Here is a 20,936-nt window from a genome sequence, read left to right on the forward strand (position 1 = left end):
GTTGTCGCACCCATCCATCTACCGTCAAGATTACGCCCGCACGCCGTTGGCCAGCAACGAAAATCGTTGCCCCGGCAGGGCCGCCCGAGCTGGCCGGATGGACAACGCGCGTAGCGTCTTGGGTCATGGACATCGCGGACCGGTTGCGGCTCGATGTTCCGGTCGGGCAGGCCGGGATGGGCGGCGGACTGGCGGGCGCGGCACTGGCGGGCGCGGTCGCCCGGGCGGGCGGACTGGGCACGCTGGGCATCGACACGCCCCAGCGACTACGAAGGTCGATCGAGCGGGTACGCGCGCAGGCGCCGGGCCGGGCGGTCGCGGTAAACCTATTGGTGCCCTTCGTTCATCGCCGGCACGTCGCGGTCTGTGTCGACGCGCGGGTGGACGCCGTCGTGGTGGCGTTCGGGGAAAAGCGGGGGCTGGTCGCACACCTGCGCGATGCGGGGATCTTCGTTTTGGTGATGGTGGGCACCGACGCGCAGGCGCGTGCCGCGATCGCCGCGGGTGCCGACGGCTTGATCGCCCAGGGACGCGAGGCCGGTGGCCATCTGGTGGGAACGGTGGCGGCGCTGGACTTTCTGCCGCGCGCCCTCGCCGCGGCCGCCGGCCGTCCGGTGTTCGTGGCCGGCGGGATCGCCACCGGCGCCGACACGCGCGCCGCGCTGGACGCCGGCGCCAGCGGTGTCATCGCCGGCACGCGATTCCTGTTGACCCACGAGGCCAACGCGAACCGCGCGTACCAGCAACGAATTCTGCGGGCGGACAAGACAATCGAAACCAACCTGTTCGGCCTGAGCTGGCCGCTGCGCCACCGCGTCGTTCCCAACGCGGCCACCCGCCGGTGGTGCCACCAAAACGGCAAGGCCAAGGCGCTGCCCGCCGCCCTGAACGCGGCCAGCCGCCCGCTGTCGGTACTGGGCTATTTCGACGCGGGACCGCTGATGCGCCTGCAGTCACCCGCCCTCCCGTTCTTCACCCCGCTGGCGCCGGTGGCCGGCGTGCCCGACTCCTGGCTGGACAGTGCGGCCCTGTACGCGGGCGAAACCGCTTTGCGAATCGGCGAACTGACCTCCGCCGAGCAGGCCGTCGCCGACCTCGCCCCTCGCTGAGGCCTACCGCACCAACGCGAACGCGAAGCCGTCCCAGCGTTTGGCACCCACCGTTTGAAGTACCGCGGTGTCCAGCCGCGGGTGCTCACCCATCGCCTGCAGCGTCTGGCGCACCGCCTGCGCTTGGGCGTTGGACTCGGGCTCAAGAATCTGGCCCTCCCGAATCACGTTGTCCGCCACGATGACCGCGCCGGGGCGGGCCAGGCGCACCGCCCACTCCAGGTACGCGGGATAGTTCTCCTTGTCGGCGTCGATGAAGATCAGATCGAACGGACCGGTCACCGTCGGCAGCGTATCCAGTGCGGCTCCGACGATCACCTCCACCCGATCGGCGACACCGGCCCGCTCCAGGTTGGCACGCGCCACCTCGGCGTGCTTGGGCTCGTATTCCAACGTCACGACCCGTCCTTGCGGCCCGGCGCCGCGCGCCAGCCAGATGGTGCTGAAACCCCCCAGCGTGCCGAGCTCGAGGATGTTGCGCGCACCGATGGCACCGGCGAGCAGGCTCAGGAACTTTCCTTGCTGCACCGACACCGCGATCGACGGCAACCCGGCCGCGTCGCTGGCCTCGAGGGCCGCGCTCAACGACGGGTCGCCGTCCACCACTGTGCTGTCCAAGAATGCGTCGACGTCTTTGGGGGTTGGGTTCTCGGTCATGGCGCCCACGCTAGCCGCGCCCCGCCGCGTCGACACGGACGGCCCGGGGTGGTATCGAACCGGTCGCGCCCGTTTACGTATACCCATGGGGGGTATATAGTGATGGTGCGGTCGACCCGCACCGCAAGAATCACCAGAACAGGAAAAGGGTGAGTTGAATGGCAACTTACGAGGCCGGGACCGAGCTGACGTGCGGTCACGAAGGCTGCGGCTGTCGCGTCCGCATCGAGGTCCCCTGCCACTGCTCGGGTTCGGGTGAGCCGTACCGCTGCACGTGCGGCGACGAGCTGACCCCCGTCAAGTAAACCGCCGGGCCGGTCGTGCGTTCGGGCGTAGTCCCCGGTGACCTATCGCCCGAACGTACGACCGGTCAGCTCGACCGCGGCTTCCAGCCGCATCTCGATCGCCGACGTGCCCACCGCGGCCGTATAGGCGCCCGGGCGGATCCGCCAACTCTTGGCGCGGCCGTCATAGCGGGCGAGCAGTCGCGGGTCCGCCTCGACGGTCACCCGCTGAGTCGCACCGGGCGCGAGATCCACCCGCTCGAATCCCAGCAGCCGTAAACACGGTTCACCGGCGGCGGCCGTCAGGTACAGCTGCGGTACGTCGGCCCCGGCGCGGTCGCCGCCGTTGACGACGCTGAAACTGGCCCTGATGGTTTCCCCGCCGCTGACCACCAGGTCGCGGTAGTCAAACCTGGTGTAGGACAACCCGTGACCGAAGGCGAACATCGGGTCATGGCCGCGCCGGGCGTACCAGCGGTAGCCGACGTCGGCTCCCTCGGCGTAGTCGATCGTGGTGGGTGTCCCCCACGGTTCGCCGGCGCCGGGCAGCTGCGGGCGCGGCGTCTGGGCGAGGTCGACTGGAAAAGTGATCGGCAGCCGGCCCGAGGGATTCACCGTCCCGGTAAGGATCTCCGCGACGGCCCGGCCGCCGTCCTGGCCCGGAAACCACGCCTGCACAATGGCATTCACCGCATCGCGCCAGGGCATCGATACCGGATTGCCGGTCTGCAGCACCACCACGGTGTTGGGGTTGGCGACCGCGACCGCCGCGATCAGCTCGTCCTGACCCCACGGCAGCGAGAGGTCGCCGATGTCGAAACCCTCGCCCTCCGCGCGGACCGCGAACACTATCGCGATGTCGGCCGTGCGCGCCGCCCGCACCGCCCCGGCCGGACTGACGCCGGGGTCGAACTCGATCTGGGCCTGCGGGAGGAGTTTTCGTAACTCCTCCAGCGGACTCGACGGCAGCAGGTACAGATTGCGCATCCCGGCCTCCAGTCCCGAGCCGCCGATGGGCACCACACCCGCGTATCCGCCCGGCGGGACGACGGTGCTCGAGCCGTATCCGGCCGGCACACCCACGTGCGCGTACCCGCCGATGACGGCGATGCGTGGGCTCGACCCGGGCGCCAATGGCAACAGACCGCGGTTGGTCAACAGCACCGTTCCCTGCCGCGTTATCTCCAGCGCGATCTCGTTGTGCAAGGCCAGGTCCGGTTTCGGTGCCGCGCCGCCGCTGCCGACGCCGACGGCGAACATGGATCGCAGGATCCGGCGAACCATGTCCGACAGGCGCTCCGCGGACAGCCTGCCGTCGGCGTACGCGTCGCGCAGCGGTGCACCGAAGGACTCGGCCTGCCACAGCAGCGCGTCGATCTGAGCCCCGCACTCCTGATCGAGGCCGGCCAGCGCGCACTGCCAGCTCGGCGTGGCGCCCCAATCCGACATGACCCAGCCGCGATAACCCCACGCGCCCTTCAGCACGTCGTTGATCAAGACGGCGTTCGCGGCGGCGTAGTCGCCGTTGACCTTGTTGTAGGCGGTCATCACGGCGCCGGGCCGCGAGCGCTCGATCGCCAATTCGAAGGCCAACAGGTCGGATTCGCGGTGCGCGTCGGGATCGATGACCGCGTCCAGGAAATGCCGATTGGTTTCGTTGCAGTTCAGCGAGTAGTGCTTGACCGTCGAGATGACGCCCTGGCGTTGAATGCCCTCGACCGACTCGGCGGCCATCGTCGCGGTCAAAAGCGGGTCCTCGGAATAATATTCGAAATTGCGGCCGTTGCGCGGGTCGCGGACCAAGTTCATCGCACCGGCCAGCTGCACGTTGAACCCGCGGCTGCGCGCCTCGCGGCCGATCACCTCGCCCGCGGCCCGGGCAAGCGACGGATTGAAGCTGGCGGCCAGCGCCAGGCCGGCGGGCAGTGCGGTGGCGGTATCGCCAACGCGGAACCCGGGATTGGTGACACCCAGGCCGGCATCGCTCATCAGCAATGCGGGGACACCGAGACGGGGAACCCCCGGTACGTATCCCGCACTCATCGGCGCGTCCGCGGGGATGCGTTCGTCGCGCACGGGCCACATGTCGCCGGCCCCCATCACCGAGACCAGCAACGCAAACCGCTCGTCGTCGGTCATTTGAGCTTCGACCTCACGCGCCCGGGCGTCGGGGTCGGCGGGGTTCACCGGACGCCCTCCTTGGCGTAGACCACGCGCAGCACGTGCCCCAGTTCCGGTCCCATCACCAGCTCCGTCAGCTCACAGATCGTCGCAATGAACTCGGGGCCGTGCGGCGGGTCGGCCTGGCACAAATGATGCGCCACCTCGTGCAGCATCACCAGCTCGCGCAGCGCCCAGTCGGCGGTGTCCCGGTCGGGAACCGCGATAACGCCAGTGCCGTCGTGGTTTTCGTAGTGCGCGGCGCTGGCCGCGCGCCGTCCCCGCACCCGCAGCGGCGTCAGATCCGGCCAGCGTTGCCGCACCGCCGGAAGCGCCAGCACGTCGTCCACGTAGCGCTGCGCGGAGGCCACCGAACCGAATCGGCCCTCGGGCGGCAACGTCAGCTGGGTACCGAAGAACTCCACCACCTGCGAGCCGTGCTGGGCGGCGCGGTCGAAAAGCGTCCGGACGAACTCCTCGGCCGCATACACCTTGGAGCGTTGAGAATCCCGGCGTGGGGAGTTCCCCGCGGTCACCCGCTCAGCGCGCTCCGCGCCCCGGGAAGTTCGGGGCTGTTGCCGAGCCGCGCCCGCTTGCCGGCCCGATCGCCGGCGCGCCGCGCGGCCGAGGAATATCCGGCCGACGCGCGGCTGGCCTGCCAGGTGCCGCGCGCCTTCGACGCACCGCGATAGTAGTCCACCAGCTCGATCTCCTTGTCCCGCAACGCGATAGCGGTGCCTGGCGATCGTCGATGGTCTTTGGTGGCCTCCTGCCGCGCCTGATCGCGGGCCTCGGTCAGCCGGTGGCCGACGCGCGCGCCGAACGCCAGCTGAAAGTTGAGCCGCGCGGTGATCGTCGGCGTGGGACGATGCGCGCCCGAGGCGAGGTAGGCGTCCGACGCGCGGACCATCTGCACAACCAGGCTGGCGTACAACGCGTGGCTGGCGTCGATGTCCTCGACGAACCCGTAGGCGTACACGAACGTCGAATTCGAGGCGACGTCGCAGCGCACGTCGTTGGCCGCGGCGATCAGCACGAACAGCTGCACATACGTGCGCAACCCCTTGGTGCCCGCCTCCCCGATGGTGATGGTGCGCTGCGTCGGAGTCTGCGCCGCCGTCCGCTGGGCGGAATGCGAGCGCGCCACCGCGAGATCGATGGAGGCGGCCGTCGCGAGCCGCTGCGCGGCGGACATGAACGCGTCGGCTTCGTGGGTGTTGTCGGTGCCCTCGGCCTGACGCAGCAATGCAGCGATGCGCGCCAGCATCTTGTCGTCAGTCATAGCGCCGCTCCTCCCCATCGCGTGGCTCTGTGGCCAAAGTACGGGAGCCGGCCGACACGCCCCCCCTCACAGCCGGGCGGTGATCCAGGCGACCACGTCATCGAGCACCTGTTCGCGCTCGGGCTCGTTGAAAACCTCGTGGTAGAGCCCCGCGTAGACCTTCAACTCGACGTCGGTGGACCCGACACACTCGACCAGGCGACGGCTGCCCGCGACGGAGATCAGCCGGTCCTGCTCGCCGTGCACCACCAGCAGCGGTGCCGTCAGGGCCGGTGCCCGCTGCGGCATGGTCTCGCCGACCTGCAGCAACGCCCGCCCGATGCCGGCGGGCATCTTGCCGTGGTACACCAGCGGATCGTCTTTGTAGGCGGCCACCACCGCGGGGTCCCGGGAGATGGCATCGACGTCGAGGTCTTGGGCCGGCAGCCCGGGCACCACGGCACCGAGCACCTTGGCGGCCAGCGCCAGCAGCGGCGACACCTGATCCTGGGCCGCCACCGCGGGCCCCGACAGCACCATCAGGTCGTAGTTGTCCGGACGTTCGACGCCGTAGGCGAAGACGATGCCGCCGCCCATGCTGTGCCCCAGCACGATGCACTTGAGCCCGTGGTGTTCCCGGGTGGCGATGCCGACCAGGGTGTCGAAGTCGGCGGTGTACTCGTGGATGTCGCGCACCAGCACCCGCTTACCGCCGGAGCGGCCGTGGCCGCGATGGTCCAGCGCATATGTGACCAGCCCCGCCTCACCGAAGCGCTTGGCGACGTGGTCGTAGCGGCGGGCGTACTCCCCGAGACCGTGTGACAGCACCAGGACCGCCCGCGGTGCGGTGTCGGGTGTCCAGACGTCGTAGACGATGCGCACACCGCCGAACCCGTCGAAACTGCGTTCGGTGCGGTTCACTCGGAGGTCCTAGTCATTACCGGCAGCGTAATGGCTGCTGATGCGGGACGTGTTGGCAGACACTGCGTAGGCTCATGCGAATGAGCCTTCTCGCGCAGAACTCTGAAGGTGACCCCGCGGCCGGCGCGGATTTCTCGGCGCACGCCGAACCGTATCGGCGCGAACTGCTGGCCCACTGCTACCGAATGACCGGATCCCTGCACGACGCGGAGGACCTGGTGCAGGAGACCCTGCTGCGGGCCTGGAAGGCCTACGACCGTTTCGAAGGCAAGTCCTCGATGCGGACCTGGCTGCACCGCATCGCCACCAACACCTGCCTGACCGCGCTGGAGGGCCGCCAGCGCAGGCCGTTGCCGGTGGGCCTGGGCGGTCCGAGTTCGGACCCGACCGCCGAGCTGGTGGAGCGACGCGAGGTGCCGTGGCTGGAACCGCTACCGGAGCTGACCGAGCATCCCGCCGACCCGTCAGTCGTCGTCGGGTCGCGGGAGTCGGTGCGGTTGGCGTTTGTTGCTGCGCTGCAATACCTCCCGCCCCGGCAGCGGGCGGTGCTGCTGCTGCGCGACGTGTTGGGCTGGCGCTCCGCCGAGGTCGCCGACGCGGTCGGCACCACCACCGCCGCCGTCAACAGCCTGCTGCAGCGGGCCCGATCCCAGCTCGAGGCCGCCGGGCCCAGCTCCGAAGACCCACTGCTGCAGCCGGATTCGGCCGAGGCCCAGGACCTGCTGGCGCGCTACATCGCCGCGTTCGAAACCTACGACATCGATCGGCTGGTCGACCTGTTCACCGCCGAGGCGATCTGGGAGATGCCGCCGTACACCGGCTGGTATCAGGGCGCGGGCGCCATCGTCACCCTCATTCATCAGCAGTGCCCGGCGGAGGGCAGCGGGGACATGCGCATGCTGCCGCTGATCGCCAACGGACAGCTGGCCGCGGCGATGTACATGCGCGCCGGCGAGGCGCACGTGCCCTTTCAGCTGCACGTGCTGGATGTGCAGGGCGGCAAGGTGTCCCACGTGGTGGCCTTCCTCGACAACAGCTTGTTCACGAAGTTCGGGCTGCCCGGTTCGCTGTCCGCGGGCCAGAGTTGAGAAGGTTGCTTTCATGACGAACACCACCCAGGTGACGCCCGTCCCCGGCAAGCCGGCGCTGCTGCTGAGCGCTTTCGACCTGGCCGACGTGGGCTACGTCGTCGAGGAGTTCTTCGTCTCCGGCACGGCCTGCTGCTACGCCCCGGTGGGCGGGCTGGGCCCCGATGGCCGTTGGGACGTAACCCCCTCGGGCTCGGCCGATTACACCACCCGCATCGTGGCGCTGACGCCAGCCGACCCGGCCCGGTTCAACGGCACGGTGCTGGTCGAATGGCTCAACGTGAGCGGCGGCATCGACGCCGCCGCGGTGTGGATGATGGCGCATCGCGAAATCCTGCGCTCCGGTTACGCCTACGTCGCGGTGTCGGCCCAGCGAGTGGGGGTCGAGGGCGGCGAGAGCCTGCTCGGCGCGGATATGTCGCTGAAAAGCCAAGATTCGCAACGGTACGCGGGCCTGCACCACCCGGGCGACGCGTTCTCTTACGACATCTTCTCCCAGATCGGCGCGCTCATCAAAGGTGGCGAACACGGCGCGATCCTGCGCGACCTGCCCGCGCAGCGCGTCATCGCAGTGGGCGAATCCCAGTCCGCGATGTTCCTCACCACCTACGTCAACGCCGTCGATCCGCTGTCCCCGCACTACGACGGATTCCTGGTCCACTCCCGGTTCGGCCCGGCCGCTCCGCTGGACGGCAGCTCGATCTTCGAGGAATCCCCTGCGACGCCGGCAGTTACGTTCCGGCCGGAACTACGTGTCCCGTTGCTCACCGTCATCACCGAGACCGACGTTTTCGGCGGACCACGCGAGGGCTACTACTTCGCCAGGCAGCCCGACAATGACCGGCTGCGGGTCTGGGAGATCGCCGGTGCGGCCCACGCCGACAACTACACGATCCAGGTGGCGTTCATCGACAGCGGCTCGGCACCGCTCGAGGCCATCGTGGCCGGCTACACGCCGACCAACACGTTGATGGGCCAGGAACTCGCGCACAATATCAACTTTGGCCCGCAGCACCACTATGTGGTGCAGGCGGCGCTCGCCGCGCTGAACAACTGGGTGGCCACCGGCGAACCGGCGCCGAGGGCCGACTCGCTCGAGGTCCGTGAAAGCTCTCTGCCACAACCTGTTCCGGACGGCAACGGCATCGCCCGGGGCGGCATCAGGACGCCGTGGGTGGACGTGCCGATCGCCAGGACGTCGGGCCTGGGCGGCGAAGAGAGCATCATGTCGGCTATCTTCGGCTCAGGAGAGCTGTTCGACGCCAACACGATTCAGCGGCTCTATCCCGGTGGCAGCACCCAGTACCTGGAAAGCTTCACCGGGGCCCTCGACGCGGCGATCGGTGCCGGGTTCATCCTGCCGGCCGACCGCGCCGAGATCCTGCAGCTTGCCGCCGCGATATATCCCGGCGGGCGGCCTTAGAACAGCCGGCTGTCCGGCGGGGGCCCCTGGACCGGGCGGAGCAATCCGGCCCCGGTGACCATCGGCAGGTCCAGTGCCGACAGCAGACCGGGCGGGGCCGCGCACACCGCCGGGATCGCGTTCACCATGCGCGAGGCGCCCGCGATGCGCGCCCCCAGGTCGTGGTCGTGGTCTTCGGCCATCTCGAATTCGCACCGCATACTCGGGGATCCCTCGATCTCCACGCGGTAGAGGCCCTGCCCGGAGGCCAGCCCGTAGCCGAGGTCCTTCGGCGGGATCGAGATGTGCGGCTGCGGCCAGTCGGGCGCGATGTCGTCGCGCATCCGCGTCACGTGGTCGACCACGAAAGTCGGCTTCCCGTCGACATAACCGGTGAGCGTGGAGCGCATCGCGGCGATGGTTCCGGCGCCGATGTGACCGGTGGGGGTGTCGAAGGACTCGGTGGCGGCAATCCGCTCGTTGCTCTCCTCGATGCTGTCGACCTTGACGCCCAAACCCGCGGCGAGCTGGTGCAGGACGGGTCCCCAAGCGAAGGTGAAAATTCCGGGCTGCGCCGCGAATGCCTGATACTCCGGCGGCTTGCCGAAGCCGAGGATCTCATACACCGCAGCACGGTCCGGATAGGTCGCGTAGTTGAACATCTCAGTTACCCGCACCGACTCGACCGCCCGGGAGACGCCGGTAAGCACCAGCGGCAGCACGTCATTGGCGAACCCGGAGTCGATGCCGGTCGTGAAGAACGACACGCCCCCGTCGAGCGCGGCCTGCCGCAGCGAGCCGGTGAAGGCGGCGTCGAGCCCGTCGGGAAAGACCAGCGGCACGATCGAGCAGGACACCACGTTCTTGCCGGACCGCAGGATCGAGACCATGTCGGCCGTGGCATCAAGCGGCCGTAAATTGGCGCCGGCGGCATACACCACCACGTCGGCGTCGCCGGCGAGCAGCGCCGCCGAGTCCTGGGTGGCTACCACGCCGACCGGCCCTATGCCGCACAACTCCCCGGCGTCGCGGCCGGCCTTCGCGTCGCTGTGCACCACGACGTCAACCAGTTCAAGCTCCGGATGGTCGATGACCCCACGCAGGGCGATCACACCCATGGATCCCGGACCCCACACCCCCACCTTGAACACGATTATCTCCTAATATTAGGACGGATATTATTGTATTTTGGACGGATCGTAGGGAGGTGGCGTGGAAACGTCAATGGCCGAGACGCCAGACGAATCGGGTGCCAAGTCACCGCCAACCGCGCGGGTGATGGACGTCCTTGCCGCCCTGGCGAATTCGAAGTTCGGCCTCACCTCGGCCGAGCTGGCCAAGCGCTGCGCGATCAGCACCTCGACCTGTGCCCTGGTGCTGGCCGAACTGGAGCGACGGGCCTGGGTGGCGCGCCGCGGCAATCGCCGCTACGTCCTGGGCAGCGGATTGTTCGGGCTGGTCCACGGGCTGCGCGACCAGTTCCCGCTGCTGGACCGCGGGCGTGACGCGCTGCGCTTCTTGCACGACAAGCTCGGCGCGGGTTGCTCGATGTCCAGGATCGGCGCACGGCATCTGACCACCGTCGATGCGGTTGGCCACGGCCCCGACGGCGAGCACGCCGTGGGGCAACGCTTCCCCATCGACCCGCCGTTCGGCCTGGTCGCCATGGCCTGGCGCGACGACGACTCCGTCGAGGCGTGGTTGCGCCGCGTGACGCCCAGGCTTACGCGTGGCGAAATCGCCGAGCACCAGCGGGTACTGGCGAGTATCCGCGCCCGCGGCTACGGCGCCTGGCGGTTCGACGACACTCACCGGTCGCTGCACACCCGGCTGGTCGACGTGCTGGCCTCGCTGGAGCCGACGGCACAGGTCACCCACCAGCTCACCAGGCTGATGACGATGGTGGCCCTGCAGTCGGTCACCGATGTCCTCGAAACGGAATTAGCCACAACGGAATTCGTCGTCCTGCCGATATTCGCCCATGACGGCCAGCCCGAGTACCAAATCGAGATTCACCTGAGCCACGCCACCGCGCTGACCCTGCCGGAACTCGACGCCGCGCTGCGGCACGCCCAGGGCCTGCTCGCCGCGACGCTGCCCTGATGCGGCCGGGGATTAGGCTGGGCTGATGCCGGCCACCGCGGAGCTCAGGGATGCGGCAACCCGGGCGGTCACCAGTACCCCCTGGCTGACCTCCCGGCACTCTTTCTCCTTCGGCGACCATTACGACCCGGACAACACCCACTTCGGGCTGCTGCTGGTGAACAACGACGACATCGTCTCGCCCGGAACGGGATTCGACACCCACCCACACCGGGACATGGAGATCGTGACCTGGGTGCTGCGCGGGGAACTGTCGCACCATGATTCCGCCGGCAACCGCGGGGTGATCTATCCCGGCCTGGCGCAACGCATGTCGGCCGGCAGCGGAATCCTGCACTCCGAGCGAAATGAGTCCCTTAGTGAGCCGGTTAATTTCGTGCAGATGTGGGTGGTGCCCGACGAGGCCGGGGTGCAGCCGAGTTACCAACAGCACGAGATCGACGACCGGCAGCTGGCAGGCAACCTTGTGACGATCGCGTCAGGGATGTCCGCGCACGATACCGCGATCACGCTGCACAACCGCAATGCCGCGCTACACGCGACCCGGTTGCCGGCTGGCGCCGCGGTCAGCCTTCCGCGGGCTCCCTACCTGCACCTTTTCGTGGCCCGGGGCCGGGTCAACGTCGAAGGACTCGGCGCGGTGAACGAGGGCGATGCTGTGCGATTCACCGACGCGGACGGCCGGCGCGTGTCGGCGGGCGAGCCGTCGGAACTGCTGATCTGGGAGATGCACGCGAAGCTGGGTGAGTGAGGCCATCGCGGGCCGCGCCCCATAGAGGGTCGGCGCCGCAGCCCATAGAGTGGGCACGACAGACAGGAGTCGGCATGCCTCACTCGCAACCGCAGCACGCGGCGCCCAACCCCGGCCGCAACATCGAGGCGATCCGCACCCTGCGGTTCTGGGCGGCACCCCTGGTCATCACCGTGGCGCTGATGGCGGCGTTGTGCGCGCTCTACCTCGGCGGCATCCTGAATCCGACGACCAACCTGCGTCATTTCCCCATCGCGGTGGTGAACGAGGATGCCGGGCCCGGGGGCGCACAGATCGTCGACCGGCTGGTCAACGGGCTGGACAAGAACAAGTTCGATGTCCGCGTGCTCTCCCGTAGCGAGGCCCGGCACCAACTGGACGCCGGCCGGGTGTACGGCCAGGTGCTGATACCGCCGAGCTTCTCGTCGAAGCTGCGGGACTTCGCCACCGGTGCGGTGCTGCCGGCCCGCGCGGACCGGCCATCGATCACGGTCTCCATCAATCCGCGGGCCGGCACCCTGGGGGCGAGCATCGCCGGCCAGACCCTCAACACGGCGATGGGAATCGCGAACGGCATAGCCGGGCAACAGGTTATGGCCGAGGTGGCCGCGCAAACCCGCGGTGCGCCGCTGGCCGGTGCGGCCCAGGTGGGCCTGAGCGCGCCGATCGATATTCAGTCGAACGTCTACAACCCGCTGCCCAACGGCACCGGCAACGGGCTGTCGGCCTTCTATTACGCGCTCTTGCTGCTGCTGGCCGGCTTCACCGGCAGCATCGTGGTCAGCACGCTGGTCGACGCGTTGCTCGGTTATGTGCCGGCCGAATTCGGCCCGGTGTACCGGTTCGCCGAGCAGGTCAGGATCTCCAGATTTCAGACGCTGCTGCTGAAGTGGGCCATGATGGTGCTGCTGGGATTGCTGACCTCGGCGGTGTACCTGGCGATCGCCGACGGACTGGGCATGCCCATCGATCACAGCTGGCAGCTGTGGGCGTTCGGCGTCTTCGCGATCGCCGCCGTCGGCATCACGTCCAGTTCCCTGCTCTCGGTGCTGGGCACAGCTGGAATGCTGGTCAGCCTGCTGATCTTCGTGATCCTCGGGCTGCCCTCGGCCGGCGCCACGGTGCCGCTCGAGGCGACGCCGTCGTTCTTTCGCTGGCTGGCCGAATTCGAGCCGATGCACCAGGTCTTCCTCGGGACCCGGTCGCTGCTGTACTTCGGCGGCCGTGGCGACGCGGGCCTGACGCAGGCGGTGACCATGACGACGATCGGCCTCGTGATCGGCTTGCTGCTCGGTGGCATTGTCACACACCTGTACGACCGCAAGGGTTTTCACCGGATTCAGGGGGCGGTCGAGTTGGCTATCGCCCAGGAGCACCAGGCGCAGCACCAAACCCGCCGCAGCAAGCACGCGGAACCGGACGCCAACCCGGTCGCCAACAGCGAGCTGGCCGGTCCGGAGCCGGCCGTCGTGGAGCCGGCCGAACCCGCCGCGGAGCCGGCCCAGCCCGCCGCCGCCAAGCCTGAAAGTTCAAGCGAGCAAGCTTAATTCGCGCGTAGCCTGACCGTCACCGCGTCGTTATTTTTGTTGACAGTGTGACTTATGGTACTGATGATGTTCCTGTTGCATTAGTACCTGGCGGAAAGGGCTATCGTGCTGACCCGACGCGCCAGCTTCCGCCGGCTGGCGGCGTGCTGCGCCGCCGTCGTTGCCTGCTTCACCCTGGCCGTCACGTCCGGACAACCCCTCGCCCGGGCCGCCGACGGACGCGATCTGCTGGCCAACGCCATCGGCAGCACCCGCGGTTCCTACCTGGTCTACAACTTCGGCCCCGGCCATCCCGCACCGATGCTCAACGCCGGTGGCAGCTGGTACGAGATGAACAACGGCGGCCACCTGATGATCATCAAGAACGCGGCGGGACGCCTGTCGCCGCACCTCCTGGTCGACACGCACCAGGGCGATCAGGCCCGTTGCGAGAACAACCCCGGCGCGCGCACCGCCGAGGGACTCTGGCAGGCCTCGGAGCTGTACGCCCCGCTGCAGGCCTGGCAGCGGATGGGCCAGCCGACCATCGCGATCAACGCCAACTTCTTCGACGTCCGCGGCCAAAAGGGCGGCTCGTGGCGCCAGACCGGGTGCAGCTCACCGCTGGGCGCCTTCGTCGACAACACCCAGGGCCAGGGTCGCGCCAACCAGGCGGTCACCGGCACCGTCGCCTACCCCGGCAAGCAGGGCCTGTCCGGTGGCGGCGAAAGCTGGAGCGCCCTGTCCACCATGATCCTGCCGTCCGGTGGTGCCCCATATGTGGTGTGGCCCAAGACAAAGAGCGACTATGACGCCGCCACCCCGGTGGTCGCCGACCTGCTCAACAAGAACGAGAAGTTCGTCGCCGTCTCGGGCATCGGATTGTTGGCGCCCGGCAACACCGGACAGCTACACGACGGCGGGCCCAGCGCGGCCCGAACGGCGCTGGCCTACGCCAGGCAAAAGGACGAGATGTACGTCTTCGAGGGCGGCAACTACACCCCGGACAACATGCAGGACCTGTTCCGCGGCCTGGGTAGCGATAACGCCGTGCTGCTCGACGGTGGCGGCTCGTCGGCGATCGTGCTGCGCCGCGACACCGGCGGCATGTGGGCCGGCGCGGGATCACCGCGCGGCTCGTGTGACACCCGCCAGGTGCTCTGCGATTCACACGAGCGGGCTCTGCCTAGCTGGCTGGCGTTTAACTAGCCACCGCCGCAGCGCTTTTCGTCGCCGCCGGACCCCACCGGAAGATCAACAGGCTCGCAGCTATCACCGCCGCGGCGACCACGAACACCGGGGCGATCACGTATCTCGACATCGTCGCGCCCAAAAAGGCGCCGGCGCACATGGTGGCGACCACGCCGATGCGCAGCCCCTGGCGTTCGCCGGCGCCGCCGGCCAGGCGGCTGTCCAGTCCGAGGCTGACGATCGTCGACGTCAGCACCGTGGTGGACAGCTCCTGGATGCCGAACTGGCGCGCACTCGAATGTTGTAGGCCGAAGGTCACCGCCAGGATGCCGATCATGATCAGCTTGGAATTCCCTTGGTAGCGCAGCACTCCCGAGCCCGCCAGGATGGCCAGCGCCACCAGCAGGACGATCTCGGTTGCCAGCACCGTGGTGATCCACGGTCGCGTGCGCATGCCGAAGTAGCGTGACAGGCGGCCGCTGACGATCGTCGTGCAGATGAAGGTCGGCAGGGCCACCGCGACGGCGGTCAGGTCGATGGTGGTGCTCGGGGCCAGCCAGAACCCCAGGAAGACCACGTTGCCGGTCATGTTGGCGACGAACACGTGGCCGAGTGCCAGGATGCTGATCGAGTCGGCCAAGCCGGTGGCGAAGGTCAACAGCAGCAACGCCGCTACGGTCCATCGTTGCGATACCGGTGACGTGACAGCCATGCGGTGCAGTATATTTCGGGGCCGCCCGCAGCCGCCGTCAAACCTTCGGCGTCAGATCCAGCGACGTGATCGTCGTCATCCTGGTCACCAGCCAACGGTTGTCGGACCGCTTCAAAAACAGCCGGTACGACAGGTACTTCAATGACGGGACGTTCTTGGTCAGCGGGCTGGTGGAGGTCGTGTTGGTGTAGACGAGCACCGAAGCGTTGGGATCGTCCAGCATCTCGACCGCCGCTCCGGTGACCTCGGTGCTGTTGCTGATCTTGGCCTGCTTGTTGGGGGCCACGATCGCGTCGACGAATTTGCGGTACTGCGCCTCGAAATCCCCGCTGAGATAGCGAGATGCGCGGTCGGCGAGCGTGTCCATGTTTTCCGGCGTGTACGTCCACAGCGTGGTGATCGCGTTGGCGGCGGTCCGCGCGACGTTCAGTTTCGTTGCGGCGGTAGCCCGATCGGTCAGGTACGGCTGCACCATCGCGCCGGCGAACGCGGCGGACCCGACGAACAGCAGGGCGGCGATCACGGCGACGATGGCCCAGGCCTTACCGGCCCGCCGCTTCTTTCTCGCGCCGCCGGCCGGCGCCGCGTCGGTGGTCTGTTCCGCGTCCTCGCCGGAGGCCTCGGCATCGGCGCCGTCCGGCGCGGCCTCGTCGCCCTCGGCGCTGTCGGAATCCGTTGTGGCATCCGACTTTTCGTCGCGCTCCTCCGGGCCGTCGCCCCCCGCCGCGCCCGTCGCCTCGGTCTCGGGGGCGGCCGGGTTCTGCTCGGCGGTCACATCACCTGCTGCAGGCTGCTGATCTTCCACTGGTTCCCTTCCTGCGTCGCGGTTGCCGCCCAACGATTGGTGTTCTCCAAGACCTGCTTTTCATCCGGCGACTTGGTGGTGATCGCGGTGGCCACCATGACGCTGACGCTGCCGTCGTCGTTCCATCGCTCCAGGCCGGCGTCCAGGACGCTGCCGGTGGCCGGTTCGGCCCGTGCGACCTGGAGCAGGATCTCGTTGGCGTTCTTCTGGTACTGGTTGGCGAAGTCGCCGGTCGCCTGCGCCAATATCCGGTTCACGTAGTCGTTGGCGTGAAAGGGATCGATGGAGGTGAACTGCGTCATGAATCCGGTCACGTAGCTGAGCACCTCGCGGTCCCTCGACGCGGTCCGCACCCGGGATTCATGTGAGCCGAGCATCAGCGCGCAGGCGGTGATCGCCGCGACGATGAGCAGCGCGGCGACCGTTCCGGCCAACGGCACCAGCCATGGCCGCCGCGCCTCGGCCTCGACCGGGCGCGCGATGAGCAGGGGTCGATCGCCGGGTGCAAACCTGCGCCGCGGGCTCATTTTCCGCCCCCGGGCTGCTTCGGCTTGGTCAGCACGTTGAGATCGTCGACGCGCCAAGTGTTTCCGCCGCCCTTGGCGAAGTTCACCCGCACGGTGGCGCTGATGTAGCGCCGCTCGGGCCCGATGCCGCGCCGGCCCTGCATGAACAGCAGCATCGTCGCCCGGTCCGGCCCCGCCGATTCGATCGAGCTGTTGGTGACCCAGTATTCGTTGATGACCGGGTGCCCCTTCTGCACCAGGTCCTGCTGGGCGGCCAGCTGGGGCCGATACTTGTCGGTCGCCAGCGACAGCGCCCGGGTGAAGTCCTCGTGCAGCGACTTGGGGTCGTACGTCAGCATCTGGGCGACGATCTTCGGTCCCTGCGTGGCGATCTGGGCGCGCGTCTGATCGGTCGCCCGGTCCGTGGAGTACACCACGAAAAAGCTGATCGCGGCCCCGGCCAGGCAGAGCACCACCGCGCTCGACACCGCGACCGCGGTCCAGCGCCGGATGCGGGCCGGCACCGCGCCCGGGCCGAGGGGGCGTACCTCGGTGCGCGCCAGCATGTCGGCGAATGTGCGGCGGCGTGAATCCCACAGGGGCCAAAGCCATCCCACGATCGAGACGATGTCGAGCAGGTGGGCGACGTCCCGGAGCAGCAGGGTCCACGGGCCCGGCGAATCACCGGTGCGTCCCGTCACCGCGATGCCCACCAACGCGCGGCCCAGGCTCCAGCCGGTGATCACCGGCAGCAGCAGCCGGTTGACCAGCGCCAGCAGGGTGACGACGCCGAGGACGGAGATGGCCAGCCACCACCACGCCCCGTGGGCCGGCACGGTACGCAACACCAGCGCCATCGTGATGATCACCGCGAGGCACGGCAGCACGTCGACGGCGAATGCGCGAACGCGAGAATGCCAGGGCGCCAAGGCTTCCCGCGGTGACTCCTGGATTTCCGGGGGCGCAGTCTGTTCGACCACCACCGTCACTTCGTCACCTGGTCGAGCTTGGAGATCTTGTACTGCCCCTCGGCGAACGCCATCTTCACGCGCAGCCGGTAGCCCGCTTCGCTCTGGTTCTGGTCGCTGGCCACCTTCACGCGCAGCGCGACCAGGATGTCGATCGAACCGTCGGGGTTGTTGCGCTCGACGGCCGCCCGCACATCCGACACCTGAACGTGGATGTTCGCGGCCTGATATGCCTGTACGAGCATGCTGGTGTAGAGCAGCGCCTGCGAGCGGAAGGCGTCCGTGCCGCAGTCGACGATCTTCTGCTCGCTCGCGGTCATCGCGTTGGTGTCCGGCGCCTGGGTCGCCGACACGCATTCCACCGCCGCCTTCAGCGCCGCGGTGTCGTTACGGGCGATCCGCTGGCTTTGGTGGTGGTAGTGCAACGCGAGGTAGCCGCCTCCGCCGACGCCGACGGCGCACAACACCAGCACCGCGGCGATCGCGGCCAGCCATCCGCGGCCCACCCGGGACGGGCCTCGCGGTGTGGCCACCGCGGGCTCGCCGGATTCCGCCGCATCCTCGGTGGCGCCGCCGGACTCGGTAGCGCCGCCGGACTCGGTGGTGTCACCGGACTCGGACGCGTCAGTGTCGGCAGCACCGTCGGTGGATTCCACCGCGTCCTCGGAAGCGTCCTGCGGACCGGTTTGCTCGGCTCCGTTCTCGGGTGCCGCCGAACCCTCGTTCTTGTCCTGAGTGGTCAATGAATCGTCCGTGTCGATGGGGTTCAGCCGGCTGGTGCCAGCATCTCCTTCCATCCATCGTCTCCTGTTCTGGTCGAGTTCTCGACGGAGTATTTAACTCCGTCTGGCCCTACCAGTTCACCGCTTTGGGGACTGTAGATCGCCGAGGGAGGCCCGCTGGGCTTGTAGACACAGGGGTTGGGCTGCTGGCCATTGCACTGCACGGTACCCGACCCCGGCCGGGACAACGGATCGCTGGTGGGCGGGGGTGTTCCCGCGACCCGGTCCGAGGGTGCCGGGTTCAACCCGTTGTCCACCGACGGTGCCGGGATCACCATCCCGGGCCGGACCGATTGATCACAGCGCGCTGCGGGCGCGGGACAGGTCAGAATCTGGTTGGGATCGCCATACCAGGGGTTGGTACCCGCGGGCACATACGGCTTGGGGTCACGGCATTCCCGCGGCGAGGCCGCCCGCTTACCCGGGATATCAACGCACGGAATGTTGCGTGAGCCGCGCACGCTGTTCGCCGGGGTGTCCATCGGGATCTTGCAGTACGTACCCGTGGGCAACGGCTGGATGCTGGTGTCGGCCGGCGACCGCCACTCCGGCGCCGGGATGAACCCGGTCAGACACGGCGGTGGCTGGTTGATCGACAGCGCCAGGTCGAGCGCGGCCATGTTGGGGAACGGCGCGGCCACCGTCTGGGCGATCGACGCACCCTGCGGGAGGAACACCAGGACCTGCTCGACGCCGGTGTGATAGCGCTTGAGCAGGTCGAAGACGACCTCGAGGTTGGCCAGCGTCTGCGGCAGCGAATCCTTGACGTCGCTGAAGACCGAGTTGACCTGGTCGGCCGTCGGCGCCGCCTGGCGCAGAATGCTTTTCAGGTGCTGGTCTTCCTGCGCGGACTGCGCGCCCAGCCGGTTCAGGTTGCGTGCCCAGCGCTCGATGTTGTCACCCGATTTGACCTGGCTGTCCAGCACCGGCCCGGAGTTCTGGATGATGTCGTTGACGTCGGTCATCTGGTTTTTGAAGTCGCCGACGATCGCCTGCGTCGCGTCGACCAACCGCTGCAGGTTGGGGCCCAACCCGCCGACGGATTGCGCCGTCTCGTCGAGCAACTGGCCGATCTTCTCCTTGGGCAGCACCGACAGCCCGCGGTTCGCCGTGTCCAGGGCCGGCCCGATCTCGGCGGGCACGGTGCCCTTGGTGATGGTCTGCCCTTCGGCCAGGTACTTACCGGTGTTCCCGCTCGACGTCAGGTCCAGGTACTGCTCACCGACCGCCGACACCGAGTGCACGTTGGCCGTGGCGTCGATCGGAATCTTGTAGTCGCTGTCGATGCTCATCGTCGCCCGGGCGCCGCGCTCGGTGGGCTCGACGTCGGTCACCTTGCCGATGGTGATGCCGCGAAAGGTGACGTTGGCCGTGGGATACAGCCCACCCGAGGCGGGCAGGTCGGCCTTCAGCGTGTAGCGGCCGATGCCCACCAGGCTTGGGATCTGCAGATAGTAGATCCCGAGCACGAGCAGCGAGATGACGGTCAGGATCCCGAAGGCGATCAGCTGGCGTCGGATGAAGGGAGTCAGCAATTCCTGTCCCCCCTTTCCACCAGCGGTCCACCCGGTGCGTCATTCGGGTTCGGCGTGTAGCGCACGTCCGGGATCATCGTCTCCGGATCGCGCCCGAACGACTGCTCGAGCGCCCGCAGGGCTCCCGACAATCCGGTCCCGGTGAGGAACGCGTTGTCGACGGCGCTGTAGGTCAGGTCGAGCGTCAGCGAGATGTTGATGTAGTCGCCGCGGAAGATCTTCGGCACCGTGTCGATGTCGAACGGCTGGGTGAGGATCAGCTTCAGCGCGCCGATCAGGTACGGCGAGGCGCGGCCGAGCTCCTTCAGCGGGCACTGCAGCGCCTGCAGGTCGGTGTGCAGCGGACCGCGCGCCTCCGACAGGTACTGGTCGGCGGCCTGGCTGAGGCGTCCCACCGAGTCGACGGCATTGATCAGATGCTGCTGATAGTCCTTGTTCGCGAAATATTTGATCAGCGGCGGGATGTCGGTCAGCACCCGGTCCAGGACGTCGGCGCGTCCGCCCACGTACGTCAGCAGCCGGTTGGTGGAGTCGATGGCGTGGGTGATGTCATCGCGCTGCTGGTTGAGCTGATTGGTGAAGGTGTCCAGCTTGCCGAGCAGCGCCCGGATCTGCTCGCCGCGGCCGTTGAATATGTTGTAGACCTCGTTCTGCAGCACCTCGAGGTTCGGGATGCCGCCGCCGCGCAGGATCAGCGAGAGGCTGGCCAGCGTCTGCTCGGTGGTCGGGTACGACGTCGAATTCTTCAGCGGAATGGTGTCGCCGTCCTTGAGCAGCTCGTGCGACGGGTTCGGCGGCGCGGCGAGCTCGACGTGCTGAGAACCCAGCAGCGACGTCTGGCCGATCCTGGCGACGGCGTTCTTCGGCAGCTTGAGGCTGTTGCTCACGCCGAGCGTCAAAGTGGCGATCCAGTTCTTCAACTGGATGGCCTTGATCGAGCCGACGAACACATCGGCGACCATCACCTTGCTGTTGCCGTTGATCGCCAGGGTGTCGGGCACCTGCACATACAGGGTCATGGCTCCCGAGCCGCTGCCGGGGCCACCCGGAATCGCGACGTTGGAGATGCCCTTCCAGCCACACGAGCTCAGCACCATCGCCGCAACCAGCAGGGTCAGGCCCTGCCAGCTCCGACGGCGCAGCACACGAAGCGCGCCCCGGCGCTTCGTCTTGAT

Annotated in this window: 20 protein-coding genes and 1 pseudogene; 8 read left to right on the top strand and 13 right to left on the bottom strand. The window is 68.2% G+C overall.

Features of this window, described 5'->3' with window-relative positions:
* Positions 1-125: 125 nt before the first annotated feature.
* Complete coding sequence (locus MTY59_RS06215) at positions 126-1,109, top strand: nitronate monooxygenase (RefSeq protein WP_221044896.1); 984 nt, start codon at positions 126-128, stop codon at positions 1,107-1,109.
* 3 nt (positions 1,110-1,112) lie between these two features.
* On the opposite strand, the gene MTY59_RS06220 is transcribed toward MTY59_RS06215, so the two are convergent.
* Positions 1,113-1,766, bottom strand: coding sequence for an O-methyltransferase (locus tag MTY59_RS06220; protein WP_221044897.1), 654 nt, complete (start codon positions 1,764-1,766; stop codon positions 1,113-1,115).
* 158 nt (positions 1,767-1,924) lie between these two features.
* Between MTY59_RS06220 and mymT the strand changes: the two genes are divergently transcribed.
* The gene (mymT, locus tag MTY59_RS06225) at positions 1,925-2,071 is read left to right on the top strand and encodes a copper-binding metallothionein MymT (RefSeq protein WP_075233985.1); all 147 of its coding nucleotides are present in this window, start codon (positions 1,925-1,927) and stop codon (positions 2,069-2,071) included.
* A 42-nt stretch (positions 2,072-2,113) separates the two neighbouring features.
* Here mymT and MTY59_RS06230 read toward each other — a convergent pair whose 3' ends face one another.
* The 4 genes from MTY59_RS06230 to MTY59_RS06245 all read right to left on the bottom strand — a co-directional run bounded on the left by MTY59_RS06230 (position 2,114) and on the right by MTY59_RS06245 (position 6,353).
* Positions 2,114-4,189: a beta-glucosidase gene (locus MTY59_RS06230; RefSeq protein ID WP_221046283.1), complete on the bottom strand. Its 2,076-nt coding sequence runs from the start codon at positions 4,187-4,189 to the stop codon at positions 2,114-2,116.
* A gap of 44 nt (positions 4,190-4,233) precedes the next feature.
* Positions 4,234-4,746 carry a TIGR04338 family metallohydrolase gene (locus MTY59_RS06235; RefSeq protein ID WP_221044898.1) on the bottom strand — a complete coding sequence of 171 codons (513 nt, stop codon included), beginning with the start codon at positions 4,744-4,746 and terminating at the stop codon, positions 4,234-4,236.
* On the bottom strand, positions 4,743-5,492 hold the full coding sequence (locus MTY59_RS06240; protein WP_221044899.1) for a DUF2786 domain-containing protein: 750 nt from the start codon (positions 5,490-5,492) through the stop codon (positions 4,743-4,745). Before MTY59_RS06240 ends, MTY59_RS06235 begins: the two co-directional genes overlap by 4 nt.
* A gap of 66 nt (positions 5,493-5,558) precedes the next feature.
* Positions 5,559-6,353 carry an alpha/beta hydrolase gene (locus MTY59_RS06245; protein WP_250160848.1) on the bottom strand — a complete coding sequence of 265 codons (795 nt, stop codon included), beginning with the start codon at positions 6,351-6,353 and terminating at the stop codon, positions 5,559-5,561.
* On the opposite strand from MTY59_RS06245, the pseudogene MTY59_RS06250 reads away from it, so the two are divergent.
* Together MTY59_RS06250 and MTY59_RS06255 are read left to right on the top strand one after the other, a co-directional pair.
* Positions 6,346-7,480 (top strand): annotated as a pseudogene (locus MTY59_RS06250) (sigma-70 family RNA polymerase sigma factor). The gene MTY59_RS06245 and the pseudogene MTY59_RS06250 overlap by 8 nt on opposite strands.
* 13 nt (positions 7,481-7,493) lie before the next feature.
* Positions 7,494-8,903, top strand: coding sequence for an alpha/beta hydrolase domain-containing protein (locus MTY59_RS06255; RefSeq protein ID WP_221044902.1), 1,410 nt, complete (start codon positions 7,494-7,496; stop codon positions 8,901-8,903).
* Here the strand turns inward: MTY59_RS06255 and MTY59_RS06260 are convergent.
* Entirely contained in the window at positions 8,900-10,033 is a 1,134-nt protein-coding gene (locus tag MTY59_RS06260; protein WP_221044903.1) for an NAD(P)H-dependent amine dehydrogenase family protein, read from the bottom strand. The two genes, MTY59_RS06255 and MTY59_RS06260, sit on opposite strands and share 4 nt — an antisense overlap.
* A 127-nt stretch (positions 10,034-10,160) precedes the next feature.
* On the opposite strand from MTY59_RS06260, the gene MTY59_RS06265 reads away from it, so the two are divergent.
* The 4 genes from MTY59_RS06265 (at position 10,161) to MTY59_RS06280 (ending at position 14,471) form a co-directional block, all read left to right on the top strand.
* Complete coding sequence (locus MTY59_RS06265; RefSeq protein WP_415823297.1) at positions 10,161-10,985, top strand: IclR family transcriptional regulator; 825 nt, start codon at positions 10,161-10,163, stop codon at positions 10,983-10,985.
* A 25-nt stretch (positions 10,986-11,010) separates the two neighbouring features.
* Positions 11,011-11,736 (top strand): pirin family protein, encoded by a 726-nt coding sequence (locus tag MTY59_RS06270; protein WP_221044905.1) that lies wholly within the window; start codon positions 11,011-11,013, stop codon positions 11,734-11,736.
* A 74-nt stretch (positions 11,737-11,810) separates the two neighbouring features.
* Positions 11,811-13,283 carry a YhgE/Pip domain-containing protein gene (locus MTY59_RS06275; RefSeq protein ID WP_221044906.1) on the top strand — a complete coding sequence of 491 codons (1,473 nt, stop codon included), beginning with the start codon at positions 11,811-11,813 and terminating at the stop codon, positions 13,281-13,283.
* Positions 13,284-13,370: 87 nt separating this feature from the next.
* The gene (locus MTY59_RS06280; RefSeq protein ID WP_221046284.1) at positions 13,371-14,471 is read left to right on the top strand and encodes a phosphodiester glycosidase family protein; all 1,101 of its coding nucleotides are present in this window, start codon (positions 13,371-13,373) and stop codon (positions 14,469-14,471) included.
* Here MTY59_RS06280 and MTY59_RS06285 read toward each other — a convergent pair.
* Genes MTY59_RS06285 through MTY59_RS06315 form a run of 7 tightly spaced genes read right to left on the bottom strand, consistent with a single transcriptional unit; the run spans position 14,464 to position 20,936 of the window.
* Complete coding sequence (locus MTY59_RS06285; RefSeq protein WP_221044907.1) at positions 14,464-15,165, bottom strand: YoaK family protein; 702 nt, start codon at positions 15,163-15,165, stop codon at positions 14,464-14,466. The two genes, MTY59_RS06280 and MTY59_RS06285, sit on opposite strands and share 8 nt — an antisense overlap.
* 37 nt (positions 15,166-15,202) lie before the next feature.
* On the bottom strand, positions 15,203-15,970 hold the full coding sequence (locus tag MTY59_RS06290) for a mammalian cell entry protein (protein WP_221044908.1): 768 nt from the start codon (positions 15,968-15,970) through the stop codon (positions 15,203-15,205).
* Positions 15,937-16,497 (bottom strand): mammalian cell entry protein, encoded by a 561-nt coding sequence (locus MTY59_RS06295; protein WP_221044909.1) that lies wholly within the window; start codon positions 16,495-16,497, stop codon positions 15,937-15,939. The genes MTY59_RS06290 and MTY59_RS06295 overlap by 34 nt, the downstream gene beginning before the upstream one ends.
* Positions 16,494-17,465, bottom strand: a complete 972-nt coding sequence (locus MTY59_RS06300) for an RDD family protein (RefSeq protein WP_221044910.1) — start codon at positions 17,463-17,465, stop codon at positions 16,494-16,496. Before MTY59_RS06300 ends, MTY59_RS06295 begins: the two co-directional genes overlap by 4 nt.
* Complete coding sequence (locus MTY59_RS06305; RefSeq protein ID WP_221044911.1) at positions 17,462-18,241, bottom strand: Mce protein; 780 nt, start codon at positions 18,239-18,241, stop codon at positions 17,462-17,464. The genes MTY59_RS06300 and MTY59_RS06305 overlap by 4 nt, the downstream gene beginning before the upstream one ends.
* Positions 18,211-19,761: an MCE family protein gene (locus MTY59_RS06310; protein ID WP_221044912.1), complete on the bottom strand. Its 1,551-nt coding sequence runs from the start codon at positions 19,759-19,761 to the stop codon at positions 18,211-18,213. The genes MTY59_RS06305 and MTY59_RS06310 overlap by 31 nt, the downstream gene beginning before the upstream one ends.
* A complete protein-coding gene (locus tag MTY59_RS06315; RefSeq protein WP_221046285.1) occupies positions 19,755-20,936 on the bottom strand; it encodes a virulence factor Mce family protein in 1,182 nt (393 codons plus the stop codon). The genes MTY59_RS06310 and MTY59_RS06315 overlap by 7 nt, the downstream gene beginning before the upstream one ends.

Origin of the sequence: Mycobacterium senriense (assembly GCF_019668465.1) — a bacterium.
GTDB lineage: Bacteria > Actinomycetota > Actinomycetes > Mycobacteriales > Mycobacteriaceae > Mycobacterium > Mycobacterium senriense.